This window comes from Corynebacterium sp. HMSC055G02, assembly GCF_001809065.1.
Lineage (GTDB): Bacteria > Actinomycetota > Actinomycetes > Mycobacteriales > Mycobacteriaceae > Corynebacterium > Corynebacterium jeikeium_D.
In genome coordinates this window covers 193,922-211,717 of record NZ_KV795633.1, presented here as the reverse complement: position 1 = coordinate 211,717, position 17,796 = coordinate 193,922, and the positions used below count along the sequence as shown (strand labels likewise).

At 58.4% G+C, this 17,796-nt stretch carries 20 protein-coding genes and 1 pseudogene; 17 read left to right on the top strand and 4 right to left on the bottom strand.

Features of this window, described 5'->3' with window-relative positions:
- Positions 1-236 precede the first annotated feature (236 nt).
- Genes rpsH through rplO form a run of 6 tightly spaced genes read left to right on the top strand, consistent with a single transcriptional unit; the run spans position 237 to position 2,882 of the window.
- A complete protein-coding gene (gene rpsH, locus HMPREF2547_RS01245) occupies positions 237-635 on the top strand; it encodes a 30S ribosomal protein S8 (protein WP_005509822.1) in 399 nt (132 codons plus the stop codon).
- A gap of 15 nt (positions 636-650) precedes the next feature.
- Entirely contained in the window at positions 651-1,187 is a 537-nt protein-coding gene (rplF, locus tag HMPREF2547_RS01240; RefSeq protein WP_005509895.1) for a 50S ribosomal protein L6, read from the top strand.
- The gene (gene rplR, locus HMPREF2547_RS01235) at positions 1,187-1,585 is read left to right on the top strand and encodes a 50S ribosomal protein L18 (RefSeq protein ID WP_005510009.1); all 399 of its coding nucleotides are present in this window, start codon (positions 1,187-1,189) and stop codon (positions 1,583-1,585) included. The genes rplF and rplR overlap by 1 nt, the downstream gene beginning before the upstream one ends.
- 34 nt (positions 1,586-1,619) lie before the next feature.
- Positions 1,620-2,237, top strand: coding sequence for a 30S ribosomal protein S5 (gene rpsE, locus HMPREF2547_RS01230; protein ID WP_005510059.1), 618 nt, complete (start codon positions 1,620-1,622; stop codon positions 2,235-2,237).
- Positions 2,238-2,242: 5 nt separating this feature from the next.
- On the top strand, positions 2,243-2,428 hold the full coding sequence (gene rpmD / locus HMPREF2547_RS01225; protein WP_070604493.1) for a 50S ribosomal protein L30: 186 nt from the start codon (positions 2,243-2,245) through the stop codon (positions 2,426-2,428).
- Between the two features lie 7 nt (positions 2,429-2,435).
- Positions 2,436-2,882, top strand: coding sequence for a 50S ribosomal protein L15 (rplO, locus tag HMPREF2547_RS01220; RefSeq protein ID WP_016422071.1), 447 nt, complete (start codon positions 2,436-2,438; stop codon positions 2,880-2,882).
- A gap of 102 nt (positions 2,883-2,984) precedes the next feature.
- On the opposite strand, the gene HMPREF2547_RS11100 is transcribed toward rplO, so the two are convergent.
- Together HMPREF2547_RS11100 and HMPREF2547_RS11095 are read right to left on the bottom strand one after the other, a co-directional pair.
- Positions 2,985-4,136: an aminotransferase class I/II-fold pyridoxal phosphate-dependent enzyme gene (locus tag HMPREF2547_RS11100; RefSeq protein WP_370548459.1), complete on the bottom strand. Its 1,152-nt coding sequence runs from the start codon at positions 4,134-4,136 to the stop codon at positions 2,985-2,987.
- Between the two features lie 48 nt (positions 4,137-4,184).
- A pseudogene (locus tag HMPREF2547_RS11095) lies at positions 4,185-4,844 on the bottom strand (6-carboxyhexanoate--CoA ligase); the annotation flags it as partial.
- A gap of 354 nt (positions 4,845-5,198) precedes the next feature.
- On the opposite strand from HMPREF2547_RS11095, the gene secY reads away from it, so the two are divergent.
- Both secY and HMPREF2547_RS01205 read left to right on the top strand, forming a co-directional pair.
- Positions 5,199-6,530: a preprotein translocase subunit SecY gene (secY, locus tag HMPREF2547_RS01210; protein ID WP_141744322.1), complete on the top strand. Its 1,332-nt coding sequence runs from the start codon at positions 5,199-5,201 to the stop codon at positions 6,528-6,530.
- Entirely contained in the window at positions 6,530-7,081 is a 552-nt protein-coding gene (locus HMPREF2547_RS01205; RefSeq protein WP_005509947.1) for an adenylate kinase, read from the top strand. Before secY ends, HMPREF2547_RS01205 begins: the two co-directional genes overlap by 1 nt.
- A gap of 180 nt (positions 7,082-7,261) precedes the next feature.
- Here HMPREF2547_RS01205 and HMPREF2547_RS01200 read toward each other — a convergent pair whose 3' ends face one another.
- Entirely contained in the window at positions 7,262-7,843 is a 582-nt protein-coding gene (locus HMPREF2547_RS01200; protein WP_070429843.1) for a hypothetical protein, read from the bottom strand.
- A gap of 137 nt (positions 7,844-7,980) precedes the next feature.
- Here HMPREF2547_RS01200 and map point away from each other — a divergent pair, with 137 nt between their 5' ends.
- The 9 genes from map to HMPREF2547_RS01155 all read left to right on the top strand — a co-directional run bounded on the left by map (position 7,981) and on the right by HMPREF2547_RS01155 (position 15,982).
- Complete coding sequence (gene map, locus HMPREF2547_RS01195; RefSeq protein ID WP_070429842.1) at positions 7,981-8,781, top strand: type I methionyl aminopeptidase; 801 nt, start codon at positions 7,981-7,983, stop codon at positions 8,779-8,781.
- Positions 8,782-9,065: 284 nt separating this feature from the next.
- Positions 9,066-9,287: a translation initiation factor IF-1 gene (gene infA, locus HMPREF2547_RS01190; protein ID WP_016422077.1), complete on the top strand. Its 222-nt coding sequence runs from the start codon at positions 9,066-9,068 to the stop codon at positions 9,285-9,287.
- A gap of 296 nt (positions 9,288-9,583) precedes the next feature.
- On the top strand, positions 9,584-9,952 hold the full coding sequence (gene rpsM / locus HMPREF2547_RS01185) for a 30S ribosomal protein S13 (RefSeq protein WP_005509836.1): 369 nt from the start codon (positions 9,584-9,586) through the stop codon (positions 9,950-9,952).
- Between the two features lie 3 nt (positions 9,953-9,955).
- Entirely contained in the window at positions 9,956-10,360 is a 405-nt protein-coding gene (gene rpsK, locus HMPREF2547_RS01180) for a 30S ribosomal protein S11 (protein ID WP_016422078.1), read from the top strand.
- A 24-nt stretch (positions 10,361-10,384) separates the two neighbouring features.
- The gene (gene rpsD / locus HMPREF2547_RS01175) at positions 10,385-10,990 is read left to right on the top strand and encodes a 30S ribosomal protein S4 (protein ID WP_005509964.1); all 606 of its coding nucleotides are present in this window, start codon (positions 10,385-10,387) and stop codon (positions 10,988-10,990) included.
- A 73-nt stretch (positions 10,991-11,063) separates the two neighbouring features.
- Positions 11,064-12,089: a DNA-directed RNA polymerase subunit alpha gene (locus HMPREF2547_RS01170; protein WP_016422079.1), complete on the top strand. Its 1,026-nt coding sequence runs from the start codon at positions 11,064-11,066 to the stop codon at positions 12,087-12,089.
- Between the two features lie 37 nt (positions 12,090-12,126).
- A complete protein-coding gene (rplQ, locus tag HMPREF2547_RS01165) occupies positions 12,127-12,597 on the top strand; it encodes a 50S ribosomal protein L17 (RefSeq protein WP_016422080.1) in 471 nt (156 codons plus the stop codon).
- Positions 12,598-12,890: 293 nt separating this feature from the next.
- Positions 12,891-13,781, top strand: a complete 891-nt coding sequence (locus HMPREF2547_RS01160) for a tRNA pseudouridine synthase A (protein ID WP_042388414.1) — start codon at positions 12,891-12,893, stop codon at positions 13,779-13,781.
- 59 nt (positions 13,782-13,840) lie between these two features.
- Positions 13,841-15,982, top strand: a complete 2,142-nt coding sequence (locus tag HMPREF2547_RS01155) for a DUF6541 family protein (protein WP_016422082.1) — start codon at positions 13,841-13,843, stop codon at positions 15,980-15,982.
- Positions 15,983-16,571: 589 nt separating this feature from the next.
- On the opposite strand, the gene HMPREF2547_RS10555 is transcribed toward HMPREF2547_RS01155, so the two are convergent.
- Positions 16,572-17,726, bottom strand: a complete 1,155-nt coding sequence (locus HMPREF2547_RS10555; RefSeq protein ID WP_083296839.1) for a hypothetical protein — start codon at positions 17,724-17,726, stop codon at positions 16,572-16,574.
- Positions 17,727-17,796 lie beyond the last annotated feature (70 nt).

Genomic DNA, 17,796 nt, shown 5'->3' with positions numbered 1-17,796 from the left:
TAAGAACTTTGCTGTAGGCCCCTCGCCTCGCATCGTCTCTGGTGTCACCTGGGTGGCGAGCTGACTCGGCTATTGAACCGAGTTGGCGAACAGTAGCCCTTAAATCGCCGGAATCACGATATTGGTAATCACTCCAACTTAAGCTTTCGCCGTGTGACAGTTGCTGTTTGCGCGGTCATTGGAGTTAGCCACGAGGTGGGAAGGAACCGCAGCGAGAAAGGAAGCGGTCACTAACCATGACCATGACTGACCCAATCGCCGACATGCTGTCGCGCGTGCGCAACGCTAACAACGCGTACCACGACTCTGTCTCGATGCCGTCGTCCAAGCTGAAGGCTAACATCGCCGAGATCCTCAAGTCTGAGGGTTACATTGCGGACTACGCAGTCGAGGATGCCAAGGTCGGCAAGACCCTGACCCTGAACCTGAAGTACGGTCCGTCCCGCGAGCGTTCGATCGCTGGCGTGCGTCGCGTCTCCAAGCCGGGTCTGCGTGTTTACGCAAAGTCCACTAACCTGCCGAAGGTCCTCGGCGGCCTGGGCGTGGCTATCATCTCCACGTCTCAGGGCCTGCTGACTGACCGTCAGGCTTACGAGAAGAAGGTTGGCGGGGAAGTCCTCGCTTACGTCTGGTAAAGGGGGAACTACACAATGTCTCGTATTGGTAAGAACCCTGTCGTTGTCCCGGCAAACGTTACTGCCCAGGTCAACGGCCAGGACGTTTCCGTCAAGGGCCCGAAGGGCGAGCTGTCTGTCTCTATCCCGGCTCCAATTACCGTTGAGCTGAAGGACAATGAGATTGTGGTCAACCGCCCGGATGACCACCGCAAGAGCCGCTCCCTGCACGGCCTGTCCCGTTCGCTGATTAACAATATGGTTGTCGGTGTGACCGAGGGCTACACCATCAAGATGGAAATCTTCGGTGTCGGTTACCGTGTCGCCAAGAAGGGCAAGGACCTCGAGTTCTCCCTGGGCTACTCGCACCCAGTCCTGATCGAAGCACCGGAAGGTATCACCTTCGACGTCGACGGCACCACCAAGCTGTCGATCACAGGTATTGATAAGCAGCAGGTCGGACAGCTCGCAGCTAACATCCGTCGTCTGCGTAAGGATGATCCTTACAAGGGCAAGGGCATTCGTTACGATGGCGAGCAGATCCGTCGCAAGATCGGAAAGACGGGTAAGTAATGAGCAACACCAACGAAAAGCGCCTCCCGGTAGGCAAGGACATCTCGACTCGTCGTCGTGTCGCCCGTGCCCGCCGTCACGCACGCTTGCGCAAGAACGTCCGCGGCACCTCCGAGGCACCGCGCCTCGTCGTGCACCGCTCTTCCCGCCACATCACCGCTCAGGTTATCGACGACTCCATCGGTCGTACCCTGGCAGCTGCTTCCACTCTGGACGCAGATCTCCGTGGCTTCGAGGGCGACAAGAAGGCCAAGAGCGCCAAGGTCGGCGAGTTGATTGCTGCTCGCGCTAAGGATGCTGGCATCGAGAAGGTCGTTTTCGACCGCGGTGGCTACCAGTACCACGGCCGCGTTGCTGCTCTGGCCGAGGCTGCCCGTGAAGGTGGTCTGAAGTTCTAATGCGCACTTACAAGTCCAACGGAAGGAATGCGTGATGTCGGAACGCGATAAGCGCGAAGGCGGACGTAACTCCGCTGACAACAAGAACAACAACCGTCGTGGTGGTCGCGGTAACGACCGTCGCCAGCAGGACGAGCGTTCGCAGTACATCGAGCGCGTAGTAACTATCAACCGAGTTTCCAAGGTCGTCAAGGGTGGTCGTCGCTTCAGCTTCACCGCTCTGGTCATCGTCGGTGACGGCGAGGGCATGGTCGGCGTCGGCTACGGCAAGGCCAAGGAAGTACCGGCAGCTATCCAGAAGGGTGCTGAAGAGGCTCGTAAGAACTTCTTCCGCGTCCCGATGATTGCTGGCACCATTACCCACCCGGTTCAGGGTGAGACCGCTGCTGGCATCGTTCTGCTGCGCCCGGCTGCTCCGGGTACCGGTCTGATTGCCGGCGGCGCTGTCCGCCCGGTTCTCGAGTGCGCCGGTGTTCAGGATGTTCTGTCCAAGTCGCTGGGTACCAACAACTCCATCAACGTTGTTCACGCAACCGTTGATGCTCTCAAGCAGCTGGTTCGCCCTGAAGAGGTCGCCGCACGTCGTGGCAAGTCCCTCGAAGAGGTCACCCCAGCACGTATGCTGCGCGCACGCGCAGGTCAGGGAGCGTGATTTCCATGGCACTGAAGATTACCCAGGTCCGTGGTACCGCTGGTACCAAGCAGAACCAGAAGGATTCGCTGCGCACTCTCGGCCTGAAGCGCATCAACGGTTCCGTCGTTCGCCCGGATACTCCGGCTGTGCGCGGTCTCGTGAACGTTGTGCGTCACCTGGTCGAGGTTGAAGAAGTAGCGGGGGAGTAGGTAAACCATGAGCGAACCAATTAAGCTCCACGACTTGGCCCCGGCTCCGGGCGCTAAGAAGAAGAAGACTCGCGTCGGCCGTGGTGAGGCTTCCAAGGGTAAGACCGCTGGTCGCGGCACCAAGGGCACCAAGGCCCGCAAGCAGGTTTCGGCAGCATTCGAGGGTGGCCAGATGCCACTTCACATGCGTCTGCCGAAGTTGAAGGGCTTCAAGAACCCGGCGAAGGTCACCTTCCAGGTGGTCAACGTTTCGGATCTGGAGCGGCTGTTCCCGAACGGTGGCGACGTCACCATCGCCGACCTGGTTGCAAAGGGCGCTGTCCGCGCTAACCAGCCGGTGAAGGTCCTCGGCGACGGCGACATCAACGTCTCCGTCAACGTCACCGCAACCAAGTTCTCGGGCTCCGCAAAGTCCAAGATCGAGGCTGCAGGCGGCTCTGTCACTGAGGCCTAAAGCATTTAAGCTTTAACAAAAGAGCTCTTAACCCAAGTGGTTAAGAGCTCTTTTTGTATTGAGGGGAGGAAAGGGGAGGGGAGGGCAGCGCAAACTGCTGGCTTACAGCAGGCCGGTGTTGCGCAGAGCCTGCTCCAGTCGGTCGATGTCAGCGTCCGTATGGAGCGCGGTAATGGTCAATCGCAACATTGCCTCACCACGGGGAACCGTCGGGTAGCGAATCGCAGGTATGTACACGCCTAGCTCCGCCAACCGTGCTGTGGCGTCCATCGCTTCGGCTTCGTCGCCGACGGGCAGCGGGATGATTGCAGATGCGGGGTCGGCCTGTGCGCCAACCAGGGAGCGGACGCGCGCAATATTACGCTGCAATCGCTTGACGACGTCCCCAGCCTCCAACTGCTTCAACGCGGCGCGGATAGCTGCGACGGAACCTGGGTTCATCGACGTTGAGTACACAAAACTGCGGGCTTGATTGCGTAGCAGTTCGCCAACTGGTGGGGAGCAGAGAACGTATCCTCCTTCGACACCGAGAGCCTTGCTCGCGGTGCCGACCACAATGTCCGGGCGCATGCCCAGGTGCGATGCAGTGCCACGGCCTTGCTCTCCGATAACGCCGACGCCGTGGGCGTCGTCAAGCATCAGCCATGCGTTGTGACGGCGACAGGTGCGCTCGAGTGCGGGGCCGTCGATGACTTCGCCTGACATGGAGAACACTGAGTCGGAGATGACAAGCTTGTGGCGAGCGCTCGATGTTTCGAGGAGACGGTCGAGTGCCTGGTAGCCAGCGTGCGGAAAGACCGTGACTTTAGCTCGGGCATTGCGGCAACCGTCGATGATGGAAGCATGGTTGGCGGCATCGGAGAAGATTTCAACATCGGCGGTGGCAATGGCGGCGATGGTTGAGTGGTTCGCCTGGTAGCCAGTCGCAAAGAGAACGGCATCGTCGAAACCGAAGAACTGCGCCAGTTCATTCTCAAGTGCGCTGTGGATGCTAGTGCCGGTGGTCAGGCGAGAGCCGCCGGACCCGGTGCCGAAATGTCCAATTGCCTCGGTGGCAGCTGAGATGAGTTCAGGGTGCGTGGACAGGCCGAGGTAGTCCGAAGAAGAAAACAGTAGATAGTCGGTTCCGTCAATTCGGCTGTGTGGCAGTTGTCCGGTTTCGAAAGTGCGCAGTGTGCGGGCAAGCCCTTCAGCGGCCCAGGCCGAGTTCCTTTGGGCGGCGATTGCTGAGAGGTCGCTGTTGGGGGCGGTCACGTCCGGCGAGGAACTGGCGTCAGCTGGGAGCTCGACGTAGACCGGCGCGTTCTCCAGGTAATCGATTAGCTCGGGGATATCGGTGCCGGGTTCAACGATGAAGATGCGAGTACCAAGAGTGCTGCCGTGGTCCTTGATATTGGGGATACGGTGAAAGATTCCGTCCAGCGCCAGATATCCCCGCGTGTAAAAGGGGTCATCGGAGAGGCAGATTTCTGCGACGATACCCGGGGCGCTGTGAACCTTAGATGCGAGGATGAGCGCCTCGTGAAAATGATCCTTGGTGCAGTCCTTACTGGGGTGCGAGATGGCATCAAAAGTGGAAACCCGTACACCACGGGCAGGATTTGGGTCGAGCCGTTCACCGGAGGAGGCATCGATAAGAGCGGCACCGCGGAGACCTGTGAGTGAATAGGCCATTTCGACGGCGATGTCGGCTGCCTGTATGCCTGCAGCGTGTAGGCGTTGAGCAATGAGATTGCGTGCGTCCTCAGGGCTGGGGTTCGACTCTAGAAAGGGAGTCAACGCGGGCACGGTGCCGATAGCTGACTCTTCAATCTTGTCCACAGTGATGTGAATTGTGTCGGCTCGACCCTTGTCGTGGTGAAGTGCACGGCTAGTCATTGCAGAAGCCAGCTGAGGTAGTTCGACAACCGGTGCAAGACGCTCAGCGCCAGAGATATGGCAGCCATCGGCGCTGGATCGCATGCGGATACTGTAGGTACTCACAGAGCAAAACTTTAACACTGTTCAAGTTTTGTCTGGGAAAATTGGGTGGAGCACAGTGAGGGGCGTGGGCTCAGAGGGGAGGGGGCGCTGGGATCGTCGTCAAGCGAAAAGAGGTGATTGGCGGGGCGCTGTACTAACGGTGATATGGAGGTGTATTGCGACGATGTGGAGAAACGCTGGTAGACTCACTACGTCAAATACTGTCAATTAAAGGTTTGAGGAATACGTCATCCGCGTTGCTTAACTAAAACGGGAGACTACTGGCGGATAAGCGGGTAAGTCTTTCGGGAAAAGCGTGGGAGAAGCGGATTTCTTGACCTCGGGAGGATGCACGTGGCTTCCGGTCTCATTGCGGCGTTGCGCGATCCCGATTTGCGTAAGAAGATCTTCTTCACTCTGACGATGATCATTCTGTACCGAATCGGCTCGCAGATTCCAACCCCTGGTATCGACTACCAGTTGGTCAACGCGCAGCTCGAGCAGATTTCGAAAGATCAGTCCAGCGTTTACTCGCTGATTAACCTGTTCTCAGGTGGCGCTCTGCTGCAGATGGCGATTTTCGGCATCGGCATTATGCCGTACATTACGGCCTCGATTATCGTCCAGCTGCTCACGGTGGTGATTCCACACTTCGAGCAGTTGAAGAAGGAAGGGCAGTCGGGTCAGACAAAGATGACCCAGTACACCCGCTACCTCACAGTGGCGTTGGCGTTGCTGCAGTCTGCAGGCATTGTGGCCATGGCAGACCGAGGTGCCCTGCTGGGTGGCTCGCAGTCGCTGCTGGTTAAGGATGCGGGTGTCTTTGACCTCGTGGTGATGGTCGTTGTGATGACCTCCGGTGCCGTGCTGGTCATGTGGATGGGTGAGCTCATCACTGACCGAGGCGTCGGCAACGGTATGTCGCTGCTGATTTTCTCCGGTATCGCCGCTGGTATGCCGGCGCAGGGAGCGAACATTCTGCGCTCCACCACCGGTGTCGTGTTCGCCACCGTGATTGTTGCCGTGCTGATTCTCATCATCGGCGTTATTTTCATTGAGCAGGGACAGCGCCGTATTCCGGTGCAGTACGCAAAGCGCATGGTTGGTCGTCGCCAGTACGGCGGATCTTCCACCTACCTGCCGCTGAAGGTGAACCAGGCCGGTGTTATCCCTGTCATCTTCGCGTCCTCTCTGATTTACGTGCCGGTTCTGATTACCCAGATTGTTCAGTCCGGTCAGTCGAATCCGAACATGGACAACTGGTGGCAGCGCAATGTCATTCAGTACCTGCTGGCGCCGTCCAGTTGGCAGTACATTCTGCTGTTCTTCCTGATGATCATCTTCTTCTCCTTCTTCTACACCTCCGTGCAGTACGACCCGCACGAGCAGGCGGAGAACATGAAGAAATACGGTGGATTCATTCCGGGCTTCCGCCCGGGACGTCCGACTGCTGAATACCTGTCCTACGTCCTGATTCGCCTGCTGACTGTCGGCTCGCTGTACCTGGCGCTGATTGCTGTTCTGCCAAATGTCGCTCTTGATATGGGGCTTGGCGACGCGAACTCCAGTACAGGCGGTATGTTTGGAGGTACAGCCCTGCTGATTCTGGTCAGTGTTGCGCTGACGACGGTCAAGCAGGTTGAAAGCCAAATGATGCAACGTAACTACGAAGGGTTCTTGAAGTAATGCGACTCGTACTTGTAGGTCCTCCCGGTGCAGGCAAGGGCACTCAGGCAGCTATCCTCTCGGAGAAGCTCGGTGTCCCGCACATCTCCACCGGTGACCTGTTTCGCGCAAACATCGGTGAAGGCACTCCGCTCGGCATTGAGGCGAAGTCCTACATCGACGCCGGCAACCTTGTTCCGGACGACGTGACTGTGCGTATGGTCGAGTCCCGTCTGAATGAGGACGACGCTGCCAAGGGGTTCCTGTTGGATGGCTTCCCACGCACTGTTGGTCAGGCAGAAGAGCTGAAGCGTCTGCTGTCCAACCTCGGCACTGAGCTGGATGCGGTCGTACAGTTCGACGTTTCTGAGGATGTCGTCGTCGAGCGCATGCTGGCCCGTGGTCGCGCAGACGACACTGAAGAGGTCATCCGCAACCGCATGCATGTGTACACCAATGAGACCGCTCCTTTGCTGGATTACTACTCGGAGAAGATCATCAAGATTGCCGCTGAGGGATCCGTTGAGGAGATTAACGAGCGCACGATGGCTGAGCTGGAGAAGCTGAACTAGGCTCCTGGCACACCGGGTAACTAGACGCTCTAGCTTTTTCGCTGGCTGGGGCCGATGGGTTTGCCGGTTGTAGATGGTTGTTGAAGCCGCCCTTTCGAACCGTTGAGGTTTGGAAGGGCGGCTTTTGTGTGTGGCTGTTGGGGCTGGGGTGGGGCGGGGGGGGGCAGCCGATAGTGAGGGCTACTGGAAGTCCTGAATGATTTCGTCGATAAGTGGCTGTGCGGCCTCGGCGCCAATATTCGCGAAAACGAACTCTTGGTAGATGCGGTTATCCTCGTCGATAACCATAACGAAAGGGGACCCCTTGCTGATGCCGCTAAATGCGTGCTTGCCGGGTAGCTCGTATGGTGCGTAGTTTTCGACGGACTCAGCCTTTTCGTTAATGCGCTCGACAGTGGCCGGGTCCTCGGCCGTACTGAGCATTGCGGTGCCACCGTCGCCAACTGCCATTACGCAGGTGAAGCCATGTACGCTCTCGCTGCCAAAAATGACGGGTTTAGAGTCATCCGACTCGACGCAGCTGCCAATCGCCTCCTTAATTGCATCAGGTGTGAAGTTTTGAATCGACTCAGGCAGTGCAGAGGCGCCCATGAAACCCGAGGTGCTTCCAGGGGCCTCCGGCGATTCCGTGGCAGGGGAAGTGGAGGGGACAGTCGGCGCTGGCGACGGTTCGGGGTTGCTTGAGCATGCGCCAATCAGGAAAAGCGAGCTGGCAGCAATAACAACGCCCGCAGTCTGCGCGGACTTCAACAGTGAATGCATGCCAGTTATCGTAGGGCAGCTCATCTTTGGGTGTAAATTTCTCGGAAGTAGCAGCGATCCGAGCGGCGCCCTCGTAGGTGGCGGGGTGCGGCTAGCCGGTGGTTCCCTTTTAAGTCAGAGTAGACTCAACCAGCGTGATGAGTTTTCCACGCCGCCGCAAAGTAGTTCCTGCCCGCACCGAGGGAGAATTGGATGCGATGCAAGCGGCCGGCGAGATTGTCGGTCGTGCATTGCTAGCCTGCCGAGACGCCGCTAAGCCAGGGGTCACCACGGCAGATCTCAATGAGATTGCGCACCAGGTCATTATCGATGCTGGCGCAACGCCGTCCTTCCTTGGCTATGAAGGCTTCCCGGCATCTGTCTGCGCATCAGTGAACGAAGTGATTGTCCACGGCATTCCGTCTTCGTCTACGGTTCTCGCCGATGGTGATTTAGTCTCAATTGACTGTGGCGCAATCCTGGATGGCTGGCACGGCGATTCGGCACTTACTTTCGGCGTCGGAAAGCTGAGTGACGATGTCGAAAAACTGAACATTGCGACATCAGAGGTCCTCGCCGAAGGTATTAAGGCCATGGTGCCGGGCGCTCGCCTCACCGATATTTCGTATGCGCTTGAAATGGCCACCCGTGAGGCTGAACTGCGCCACGATATTGAACTCGGCATCGTCGATGGGTACGGCGGGCACGGTATTGGGCGTGAGATGCACATGGACCCCTTCCTTCCCAACGAAGGCAAAGCTGGAAAGGGTCCCCGCATCGTCGAAGGCTCCGTATTGGCCATTGAACCGATGCTCATTCTCGGCGGCGAGTGGGGGAGTGATGAGCTTGACGACGGCTGGACGGTCGTCAGCGCCGATAGAATGCCGGCCTCCCATTGGGAGCACACAGTTGCCGCCACAGCGGACGGCCCCCGTATTTTGACTCCTCGAAATGAATAACTAGTGCGGGAGGGGCTACGCGAAAGGTCAGAATGTCGCCATAAAGGCTGCGATGAATTCTGAACGCGGAGAGAGAGTCCGCCTGCCATCGCTTGCAGGCGGTCCCATAGTGGTCGTATTTGGTAAAAACGCAGGTCGCGTGTAAAGTTGGGCGATGGTGTGGGCGCAGTGTCGCTGCAGTGATGATTATCCCTGCACGGAACTGCTAAAACACCAGGCAGAGTAGAGATTTCCCAACTGGTGCCGGGATTGTCCCGGGTATCCGCCAGAGAGACGTGGAGGACATGGCTAAAAAGGAAGGCGCAATTGAGGTTGAGGGTCGCGTCGTCGAACCCTTGCCGAACGCGATGTTCCGAGTGGAGCTGGACAACGGGCACAAGGTGCTCGCCCATATCAGTGGCAAGATGCGCCAGCACTACATCCGTATTCTCCCGGAAGACCGAGTCGTAGTGGAGCTTTCTCCGTACGATCTCGAGCGTGGGCGAATCGTCTACCGCTACAAGTAAATCGACCTGACCACTGTTGGTAGTGGTTATGGGCTTATTTACTAACTAGACAGAAACTCCACCGTCCTAGCTGCTTCTGGTGACGGCCGCGTGATGTTGAGACCGGGTGTCTCAGCAGATTAGCGCGGCGGTTCTTTATGAAAGCTTTTCCACAGAAGTAAGCGAGAATACCTCCGGCAACGGTGGCTGGAGCCTTTCTATAACACTTGCGCGACTCGGCGTCCGACCGAGTAAGCCGGGTCTGGGAAGGATGGCAGTGGAGTAAACCACCGCATCAACCGGAAGGAAATTGCCGTATGGCACGCCTTGCTGGAGTTGACCTGCCACGCAACAAGCGTATGGAGGTCGCTCTTACCTACATCTATGGCATCGGCCCCGCCCGTGCCAATGAGCTGCTGGAGAAGACCGGCATCTCTCCGGATCTGCGCACCGACGCTCTCACCGATGAGCAGGTTGCTGCGCTGCGTGACGTGATTGAAGCTACCTGGAAGGTCGAGGGTGACCTCCGCCGCCAGGTTCAGGCTGATATCCGCCGCAAGATTGAGATTGGTTCCTACCAGGGTCTGCGCCACCGTCGTGGCCTGCCAGTCCGTGGTCAGCGCACCAAGACCAACGCTCGTACGCGTAAGGGTCCGAAGAAGACGATCGCCGGAAAGAAGAAGTAAAACATGGCAGCTCCGAAGTCCGCACGCGGCCGTCGTACCGGCCGTCGCGTTGTAAAGAAGAACGTGGCTCAGGGCCACGCATACATCAAGTCCACCTTCAACAACACCATCGTGTCCATCACGGACCCGAAGGGCGCTGTTATCTCGTGGGCCTCCTCTGGTCACGTCGGTTTCAAGGGCTCTCGTAAGTCCACTCCGTTCGCTGCTCAGATGGCCGCCGAGAACGCTGCTCGTAAGGCCATGGAGCACGGTATGAAGAAGGTTGACGTTTTCGTTAAGGGTCCGGGTTCGGGCCGCGAAACCGCCATCCGTTCCCTCCAGGCCGCTGGCCTTGAGGTGTCCTCGATCTCGGATGTGACCCCTCAGCCGCACAACGGCTGCCGTCCGCCGAAGCGTCGTCGCGTCTAGGAATAGGGTAAGGAGAGAACAGAAATGGCCCGTTATACCGGTCCCGCAACCCGTAAGTCCCGTCGTCTCCGCGTCGACCTCGTCGGTGGCGACATGAACTTTGAGCGTCGTCCCTACCCTCCGGGGCAGGCTGGCCGCGCTCGTATCAAGGAGTCGGAGTACCTGCTCCAGCTCCAGGAGAAGCAGAAGGCACGTTTCACCTACGGCGTGATGGAGAAGCAGTTCCGTCGCTACTACGCCGAGGCTCACCGTCGTCCGGGCAAGACTGGCGATAACCTCGTCGTCCTGCTGGAGTCGCGTCTCGACAACGTTGTCTACCGCGCTGGTCTGGCTCGTACCCGTCGCCAGGCTCGTCAGCTGGTTTCCCACGGCCACTTCACCGTTAACGGTAAGAAGATCAACGTGCCGTCCTTCCAGGTAAGCCAGTACGACATCATCGACGTGCGCCCGAAGTCGCAGAAGATGATTTGGTTCGAAGAGGCACAGGAGAACCTGGTCGACGCTGTCGTCCCGGCATGGCTTCAGGTTGTTCCTGAGTCCCTGCGCATCCTCGTGCACCAGACCCCGGAACGCGCACAGATCGACATTCCGCTTCAGGAACAGCTGATCGTCGAGTTCTACTCGAAGTAATAACCAACTTCGCTTGCATCCATTCATTCCCTATGGCGTCATATAGCGGTCGCCACCTGGAGGATTTTCGAAAATGCTCATTTCCCAGCGCCCAACGCTGACTGAGGACTACATTGATTCCTCTCGCTCCCGGTTCGTTATCGAGCCGCTGGAGCCGGGTTTCGGTTACACCCTCGGTAACTCCCTTCGTCGTACGTTGCTGTCGTCCATTCCGGGCGCTGCAGTCACCAGCATCCGCATTGACGGTGTGCTGCACGAGTTCACCACTATCCCGGGCGTGAAGGAAGATGTCTCCGATATCATCCTGAACATCAAGGGTCTGGTGCTCTCGAGCGAGTTCGATGAGCCGGCTACCGTTTACCTGCGTCGCGAAGGTGCAGGCGCGGTGACCGCTGCAGACATTGAGTGCCCAGCAGGTGTGGAGATTCATAACCCGGACCACCACATCGCTACTCTCAATGATTCCGGTCGCTTGGATATTGAGATGATCGTTGAGCGTGGTCGTGGCTACGTGCCGGCGACCCCGAACTCCGGTGGCGAAATCGGCCGCATTCCGATGGACCAGATTTACTCGCCAGTTCTGAAGGTCAGCTACAAGGTGGAGGCTACTCGTGTTGAGCAGCGCACCGACTTTGACAAGCTGATCATCGATGTCGAGACCAAGAACTCGATCACCGCCCGCGACGCGATGGCGTCGGCAGGCAAGACTCTGGTTGAGCTGTTCGGTCTGGCACGTGAGCTGAACGAGGCTGCTGAGGGCATCGAGATTGGCCCGAGCCCGCGCGAGGCTGAGGATGTCGCTGCGTACCAGACTCCGATTGAGGATCTGGACTTCTCTATGCGCTCCTACAACTGCCTCAAGCGTGAGGAGATCCACACTGTCGGTGAGCTCGCTGCTCGTACCGAGTCGGATCTGCTGGATATCCGCAACTTCGGTGACAAGTCCATCAATGAGGTCAAGGAGAAGCTCGCTGAGCTTGGCCTCGCTCTGAAGGATTCCCCGAACAACTTCGACCCGGCTGCTGTCGCTGATTTGGACGCTGCCTCGGGCGATGACGCTGACTGGACTGATGGCGCAAGCGCTGGCTACGACGAGTAGTTCACCGACGCGACTTCATTAAAACGAGGAGATACCTATGCCTACCCCTAAGCAGGGTTCCCGTCTCGGCGGCTCCGCTTCGCACCAGAAGAAGATTCTGGCCAACCTCGCGAAGCAGCTCATCGAGCACGGCAAGATTAAGACCACCGACACCAAGGCCAAGCTGCTGCGTCCGTACGTTGAGAAGCTGATCACCAAGGCAAAGCGCGGCACTCTCGCAGATCGCCGCAACGTTGCAAAGCTGCTTAACGACAACTACGCAGTTAAGAAGCTGTTCGACGAGATTGGTCCGCAGTTCGCTGATCGCGACGGCGGCTACACCCGCATCATCAAGCTGGGTAACCGCAAGGGCGACAATGCCCCGATCTCTCTGATTGCTCTGGTTGAGGAAGAGACCGCAACTGCTGAGGCAACTCGCGCAACTCGCGCTGCTGCTTCCAAGCAGGCTGAAGAGGCAAAGGCCGAAGAGGCTGAGGCTACTGAGGCTGAGGCTGCAGAGGAGGAGTAATTCCCCTCGCTGACGGCTTCTGACCGTCACAGCTTTGAACCCCCGTTGAGCAGTTCATATCTGAACGCTCTTCCGGGGGTTCTTTGTGCTTGACGACGGTGCATAGCGCCCGACTCCAGTTCTGCCTCCGGTTACACCGACGGATTACGCACCAACATTGAGAGCAATACGGAGACCCTGCGGTGGAAACTGCTGATTATCTAATCCGGGGTCCCGGCTACAATCTGTTAACCGTGACATCACTTACTCCAACGACTCCGGATACCCCGTGCGATTCTCCCGATCGAGCCGCTATGGGGAGCACCGACTCCGACCTGGTTCGGTTGCGTTTTGACATTGCCTATGACGGGACCGATTTCCATGGTTGGGCTGCTCAGCGCGATAAGCCTACTGGAGAACCGGTGCGGACTGTGCAGGCGACGTTGGAATCCACTTTGGAGAAGGTGTTGCGCACTCCCGTGCAACTGACTGTGGCCGGTCGTACAGATGCCGGTGTTCATGCCTCCGGGCAGGTGGCTCACGCAGATGTTCCTGTCTCCTGTTTAGACACACGTTCTATCGCAGGGGACCCGAGTAATTTGGTTCGTCGTGTAGCGCGACTATTGCCCGCGGACGTGACGCTTCGGGGCACCTCGTTTGCGCCCCCGGGTTTCGATGCCCGCTTTTCCGCGTTACGTCGGCACTATGTCTATCGCGTCACTAGTTGCGTCAGTGGCCCGCTTCCTACCCGTGCTCGCGATACGGCCCACTGGCGGCGGTCAGTGGACATCAACCGCATGCAGGTGGCGGCTGATGCCCTACTGGGGCTCAATGACTTTGCCGCTTTTTGTCGACACAAGCCACATGCGACGACCACTAGAGATCTACAGCGGTTCCAGTGGTTCGACGTATCTACGCGGGAAGAACCAGAGCTGTACGAGGCCCATGTGACTGCCGACGCGTTCTGCTGGTCTATGGTGCGCTCACTGGTTGGGGCCTGCCTTAGTGTCGGTGAGGGGCGACGTGCGGTTGGATTCACTGAACAGTTGTTGAGTGAAGGGAAGCGTTCCCCGTTGGTCCCGGTGGCAGAGGCGCGTGGGCTCAGCCTGGTAGGTGTTGATTACCCCGGCGATGCTGATTTGGCGGCCAGGGCGGAGCAGACCCGCGAGCGTCGTGATGCCCGGACAGATGGGGACGAGGCTTAAATGTACAAGCTCTCGGTAATATTCCCTGAAGAAAGTGACCGTAGGAGGAGTGTTCGGTAGTGGTGTGGGCAATTGTTAGCTTGGTTGCGCTGCTCGTAATCCCCGGCGCTGTTGTAGTGAGAGCCAGCGGCGTTCGTACTCCGTGGGCGCTGGCCCTCGGTCCTGCGGTGACGTTTGGTATCGCAGGTACCGCAGGGTGGGCGCTCGGCGCTATCGAAGTGCGCTTCACCTTGGTCAGTGCGTCTATCTGCTGGGCCGTGACACTACTTCTCGCGCTTTGCTGGAGTGGCGGCAGCGCTTTGATTCGGCGGCGGCGCGGTAGTGTCGATCGCTCAGTGTCGGCCGAGACGCAGCCGCCCGCCGCAAGTCGATGGCGCGAGTTGGGCTATGGGCTAATCGCAAGTATCGGAGTCATCATCGCAGCGGCGGTTCTCACGTGGACCGCTATCGGCCGCATCGCTTCAATGTCCGAGGGGATGGCGACCATCCAGCAAGGCTGGGACACACTCTGGCATGCAAGTGTGCTCCGTTCGATTACGGAAGACGGCATGGCCTCGGCCACTAGAATGGGCGAGATTCAGAATGTGGAAACTCAGGCGGTGTCCTACTATCCCGCCGCATGGCATGCGTTCGGTGCGCTTTGGATATTGATTGTCCGTCTACCAATCACCGAGGCGGTCAATTACCTCGGCATTATCATTCCGGCCGTGACCATACCCACGGCGGCTGCGGCGCTGACCTGGCGAATTATTGATCGCCGAAAGCTGTCCACCGCCGTTGCTGCGGGGGTTGCGGCGCTTGTTTCCGCAGCGCTTCCGGTATTGATGCCCGTCGGGGTCTTCGTGGGGGCCTGGCCGTACCAGGTCTCGATTGCGCTAGCGATTACCGTTTTTGCCTTTGTTACGTCGCTCCCACACGCACCTCAGCGCATCTTGAGCGCTGCGCTTTCGATAATCGGTATCGGAGAGCTCCATCCGGCATCGGTGCCTACAGTCGTTATGCTCGGTGCAATTTGGTGGTTGTGCTACCGCCTGCCGCGTCCCGCGCATCCTGAACTGGGTGCGGTTCGCGCCAAGCTTTACGACGTCGCGGTGATTGCAGCCGCCTTTGTGCCAGCAGTGGCAGTACTACTGCCGCAGTGGCTTACGGGAACTTCTCAGACCGAGGATGTGCGCGCGGTTAGCGCTGAAGTAGACGACCTCGATCGTTTCGATGCGTGGTATCGAGGCGCCACAATGCTGACCCGCCACACTGAGGAATTCCGGCCGTTCTGGCCAATCATCATCCTCGGTTTCATCGGGATGGCGTTTTTGGTTTTCGCGGATACTTCGCGCCGACGGGTGTGGGTAGTACCGGCCTGGTTTGTTTCGGTGTTGATGACGACCCACGCGCTCAATCATTTTGGTGGCGTGCCGGGCGATATTCTCGCGCTGTATACGGATCTTCACTATTCGACGCCTCACCGGTTGGTGATGGTCACCGCGTACCTGTATTCCGCGCTTGCGGGTATCGCCGTTGCGTGGGGCTGCGCGTGGGCGGCTCGAATTAGTGAGTCAAAAGTGCCATCGACGGGGCGAGTTCTGGGGTTGAGCTTAGCGACGGTGAGCTCTGCTGTACTTGTGGTCTATGGAGTGGCGTCTAATGCTAGCGCTGCGGATTTCGCCTACAAGAGCCCTAGGGAATGGCAAATCATTTCCAAGGCTGACTTAAAGGCATTTGATTGGTTGGCCGAGCAGCCGGAGGCACATAAGTACCGCACGTTTACCAATCCGCCGGAGGGGTCCAGCTGGATGTACGCTCGCAATGACTTGCCGGTAGTGTTCCCGCACTATGATTGGCCAGTGGCGAATAAGTGGACTGCTACCTCAATGCTGTATTGGCACGCTGATTACCTCGGTTTTCCAGACCCCGATCGGCCGGATGGGGTGAACGATGTCGATCGCTCAGCCCGAAAGCTGAACGTGGGATTCATCTATTTGTCACCCCCGGGTATTTGGGATTCCAAGGAGGATTTAGAGTTTCCTGGTGAAGGGCTCTGGGTAGCTCCAGGGGTAACCCCTGTTTATCGAGATAGGGAAGTAACTATCTTCGCCTTCAATGACGTGATTACGCCAGAACGCATCGACGAGATGCGAGCTAGTTCTCCGGAAGTAATTCCTCCCTCGGCTACTAGGGGATGGAGCGATGGTCGGGTAGGTTAGGACACCATGCGGATGAATAAATTTATGGCAACGATCGCAGCCGGTGTGATGATGACTTTCGCGCTGGCCGGATGTGGAGACGACGAGCCGGCTAAGCCGGAAGTCTCGAATCGCTCCGTCAGTTCTTCCGCAAAGACTAAATCCTCGACTCCGCCGAAGCCGACTGAAGAGTCGACGACACCGACAAAATCAGAGACGCCGACGGAAACTCCTGCAATCACCCAGGTCAATGATGCGGATTACACCCCGGCGGACGGCCCAAATACTCGACTCTTTCAGTTGGAGGATGGCACGACACGCTGCTTCCTCAACGATCTGAGCGGTGACGCCTACTTGGCCTGCCAGGTGAATCTTGCCAATCCTCCGATGGTCGATGACGGCACGGGAAACAAGGTTCCCGCCAATGCTGTGTCCTGGAACCCGGGGGGAGTTACTTACGAGGTCCTTACGTTCCCGCCGGCGGGTGAGATGAAGACGCTGCCAGCGAATTCTCAGTTGAGCGCATTCGGTTACAACTGCGCGGCCTATGGCCCGTCTACTCTGGAGTGCTCGGGACCAGCGGGCGCTGCCACTATCGACAATGGCAATGTCACTGGTGCACAGATGCCGAAGGAGGATGTGCCTCCTGCAGCAGGCGGTCAGCCGGGTGGCCAAGAAAATGGCGCTCCGAATGACCCGGCGCAGCAGGGGGAGCCTGACGGCTCCCAGGCGCCGGGCGGTCTGCCAGATTTGGGTGCGTTGATTCCGGGACTAAACCGCTAGTTGCCCGCATAGCTAGTGGCTGCAATTCATCGGTAGTGCGGGCGGTAGATAGCGTCCAGGTGAATTCGCCCATCGCCAGTCGAGGGCACGAAGCTGGCATTTCCGCTGCTGCTGCCGTGGGCGAACCTGTACGACTGACCTCGATGATTCTCGCGATTCCAGTACACAGGTCGGGCTCATACTCTTCGACAACAACCACATCGACGGTGTCGTCTCCAGCTCGAGCGAGAAGTACTGCGCCCAGATCAAGAGCCACAGTATAGAAATGTGGACGGGACGTGCGAATCCCGACTCGATAGCCGAGCGAGAGCATTCCGATGAGCAGCTCACAAATGTCCTGATTGCCGCAGTCGACCTCCAATCGGGGGACGTTCGCGGGACACATTGTGATGGTTTGTCCACTGCTCCCGGCTCCTATGACCTGCGCCGGACCATTAGTGATAGCGATGTCACGTTGTCGGCTTAACCACAGGTGCGGTTTGCGTCCCAACGCCGCCACATGATGAGAGCGTCCAGTGCGGCGCAGCTGCACGACCTCCGCAGAGCTCTCAGTCAGAGCACATTCCGGTGCCGTCAATCGCCGTGCGCGAATACCAAGGGTTCCCAGCCGGTGGATGAGGAAGCGTAGGGCTTGGTCAGCGGAGGCTTCCACCGGAAGAGTTGCCACCAGATGTGTCCAGGGGTCAGGGGCTGTGCCGGAGCGCTCGGCTGCTCGGAAGTAGCGGTGCGCATGCTCTCCGCGGACTTCCGGCGCAATGTGATAAAAGCACAGCGCATCCAGGGTCACTGGGCTGTCGTCGGCAAGCGAGACGATATCCGCAGCGCTTAGCTGGCTTCGCAGGCCTGGTGTGAGACGTAGTCCGATGAGTTGTCCTGGTTCGGTGCGTCGCAGGCGGTCACGAAGGCTGCGGCCGCGCACAGGGACATGCGCGCCTGCAGTGATGGTTATTGCTGTAATGAGTAGCCACAATGACAATGGCATGTGAAAAACCCCCAATATGTTCCCCACTAAAATTCCCCTGGTCGCACAGTAGCGCGGCCTGGCTTACTCT

Bases quoted from the DNA above. Each gene is read 5' to 3' on its own strand.
- rpsH (WP_005509822.1), top strand. From the start codon at position 237: ATGACCATGACTGACCCAATCGCCGACATGCTGTCGCGCGTGCGCAAC.
- rplF (WP_005509895.1), top strand. From the start codon at position 651: ATGTCTCGTATTGGTAAGAACCCTGTCGTTGTCCCGGCAAACGTTACT.
- rplR (WP_005510009.1), top strand. From the start codon at position 1,187: ATGAGCAACACCAACGAAAAGCGCCTCCCGGTAGGCAAGGACATCTCG.
- rpsE (WP_005510059.1), top strand. From the start codon at position 1,620: ATGTCGGAACGCGATAAGCGCGAAGGCGGACGTAACTCCGCTGACAAC.
- rpmD (WP_070604493.1), top strand. From the start codon at position 2,243: ATGGCACTGAAGATTACCCAGGTCCGTGGTACCGCTGGTACCAAGCAG.
- rplO (WP_016422071.1), top strand. From the start codon at position 2,436: ATGAGCGAACCAATTAAGCTCCACGACTTGGCCCCGGCTCCGGGCGCT.
- HMPREF2547_RS01205 (WP_005509947.1), top strand. From the start codon at position 6,530: ATGCGACTCGTACTTGTAGGTCCTCCCGGTGCAGGCAAGGGCACTCAG.
- HMPREF2547_RS01200 (WP_070429843.1), bottom strand. From the start codon at position 7,843: ATGCATTCACTGTTGAAGTCCGCGCAGACTGCGGGCGTTGTTATTGCT.
- map (WP_070429842.1), top strand. From the start codon at position 7,981: ATGAGTTTTCCACGCCGCCGCAAAGTAGTTCCTGCCCGCACCGAGGGA.
- infA (WP_016422077.1), top strand. From the start codon at position 9,066: ATGGCTAAAAAGGAAGGCGCAATTGAGGTTGAGGGTCGCGTCGTCGAA.
- rpsM (WP_005509836.1), top strand. From the start codon at position 9,584: ATGGCACGCCTTGCTGGAGTTGACCTGCCACGCAACAAGCGTATGGAG.
- rpsK (WP_016422078.1), top strand. From the start codon at position 9,956: ATGGCAGCTCCGAAGTCCGCACGCGGCCGTCGTACCGGCCGTCGCGTT.
- rpsD (WP_005509964.1), top strand. From the start codon at position 10,385: ATGGCCCGTTATACCGGTCCCGCAACCCGTAAGTCCCGTCGTCTCCGC.
- HMPREF2547_RS01170 (WP_016422079.1), top strand. From the start codon at position 11,064: ATGCTCATTTCCCAGCGCCCAACGCTGACTGAGGACTACATTGATTCC.
- rplQ (WP_016422080.1), top strand. From the start codon at position 12,127: ATGCCTACCCCTAAGCAGGGTTCCCGTCTCGGCGGCTCCGCTTCGCAC.
- HMPREF2547_RS01160 (WP_042388414.1), top strand. From the start codon at position 12,891: ATGGGGAGCACCGACTCCGACCTGGTTCGGTTGCGTTTTGACATTGCC.
- HMPREF2547_RS10555 (WP_083296839.1), bottom strand. From the start codon at position 17,726: ATGCCATTGTCATTGTGGCTACTCATTACAGCAATAACCATCACTGCA.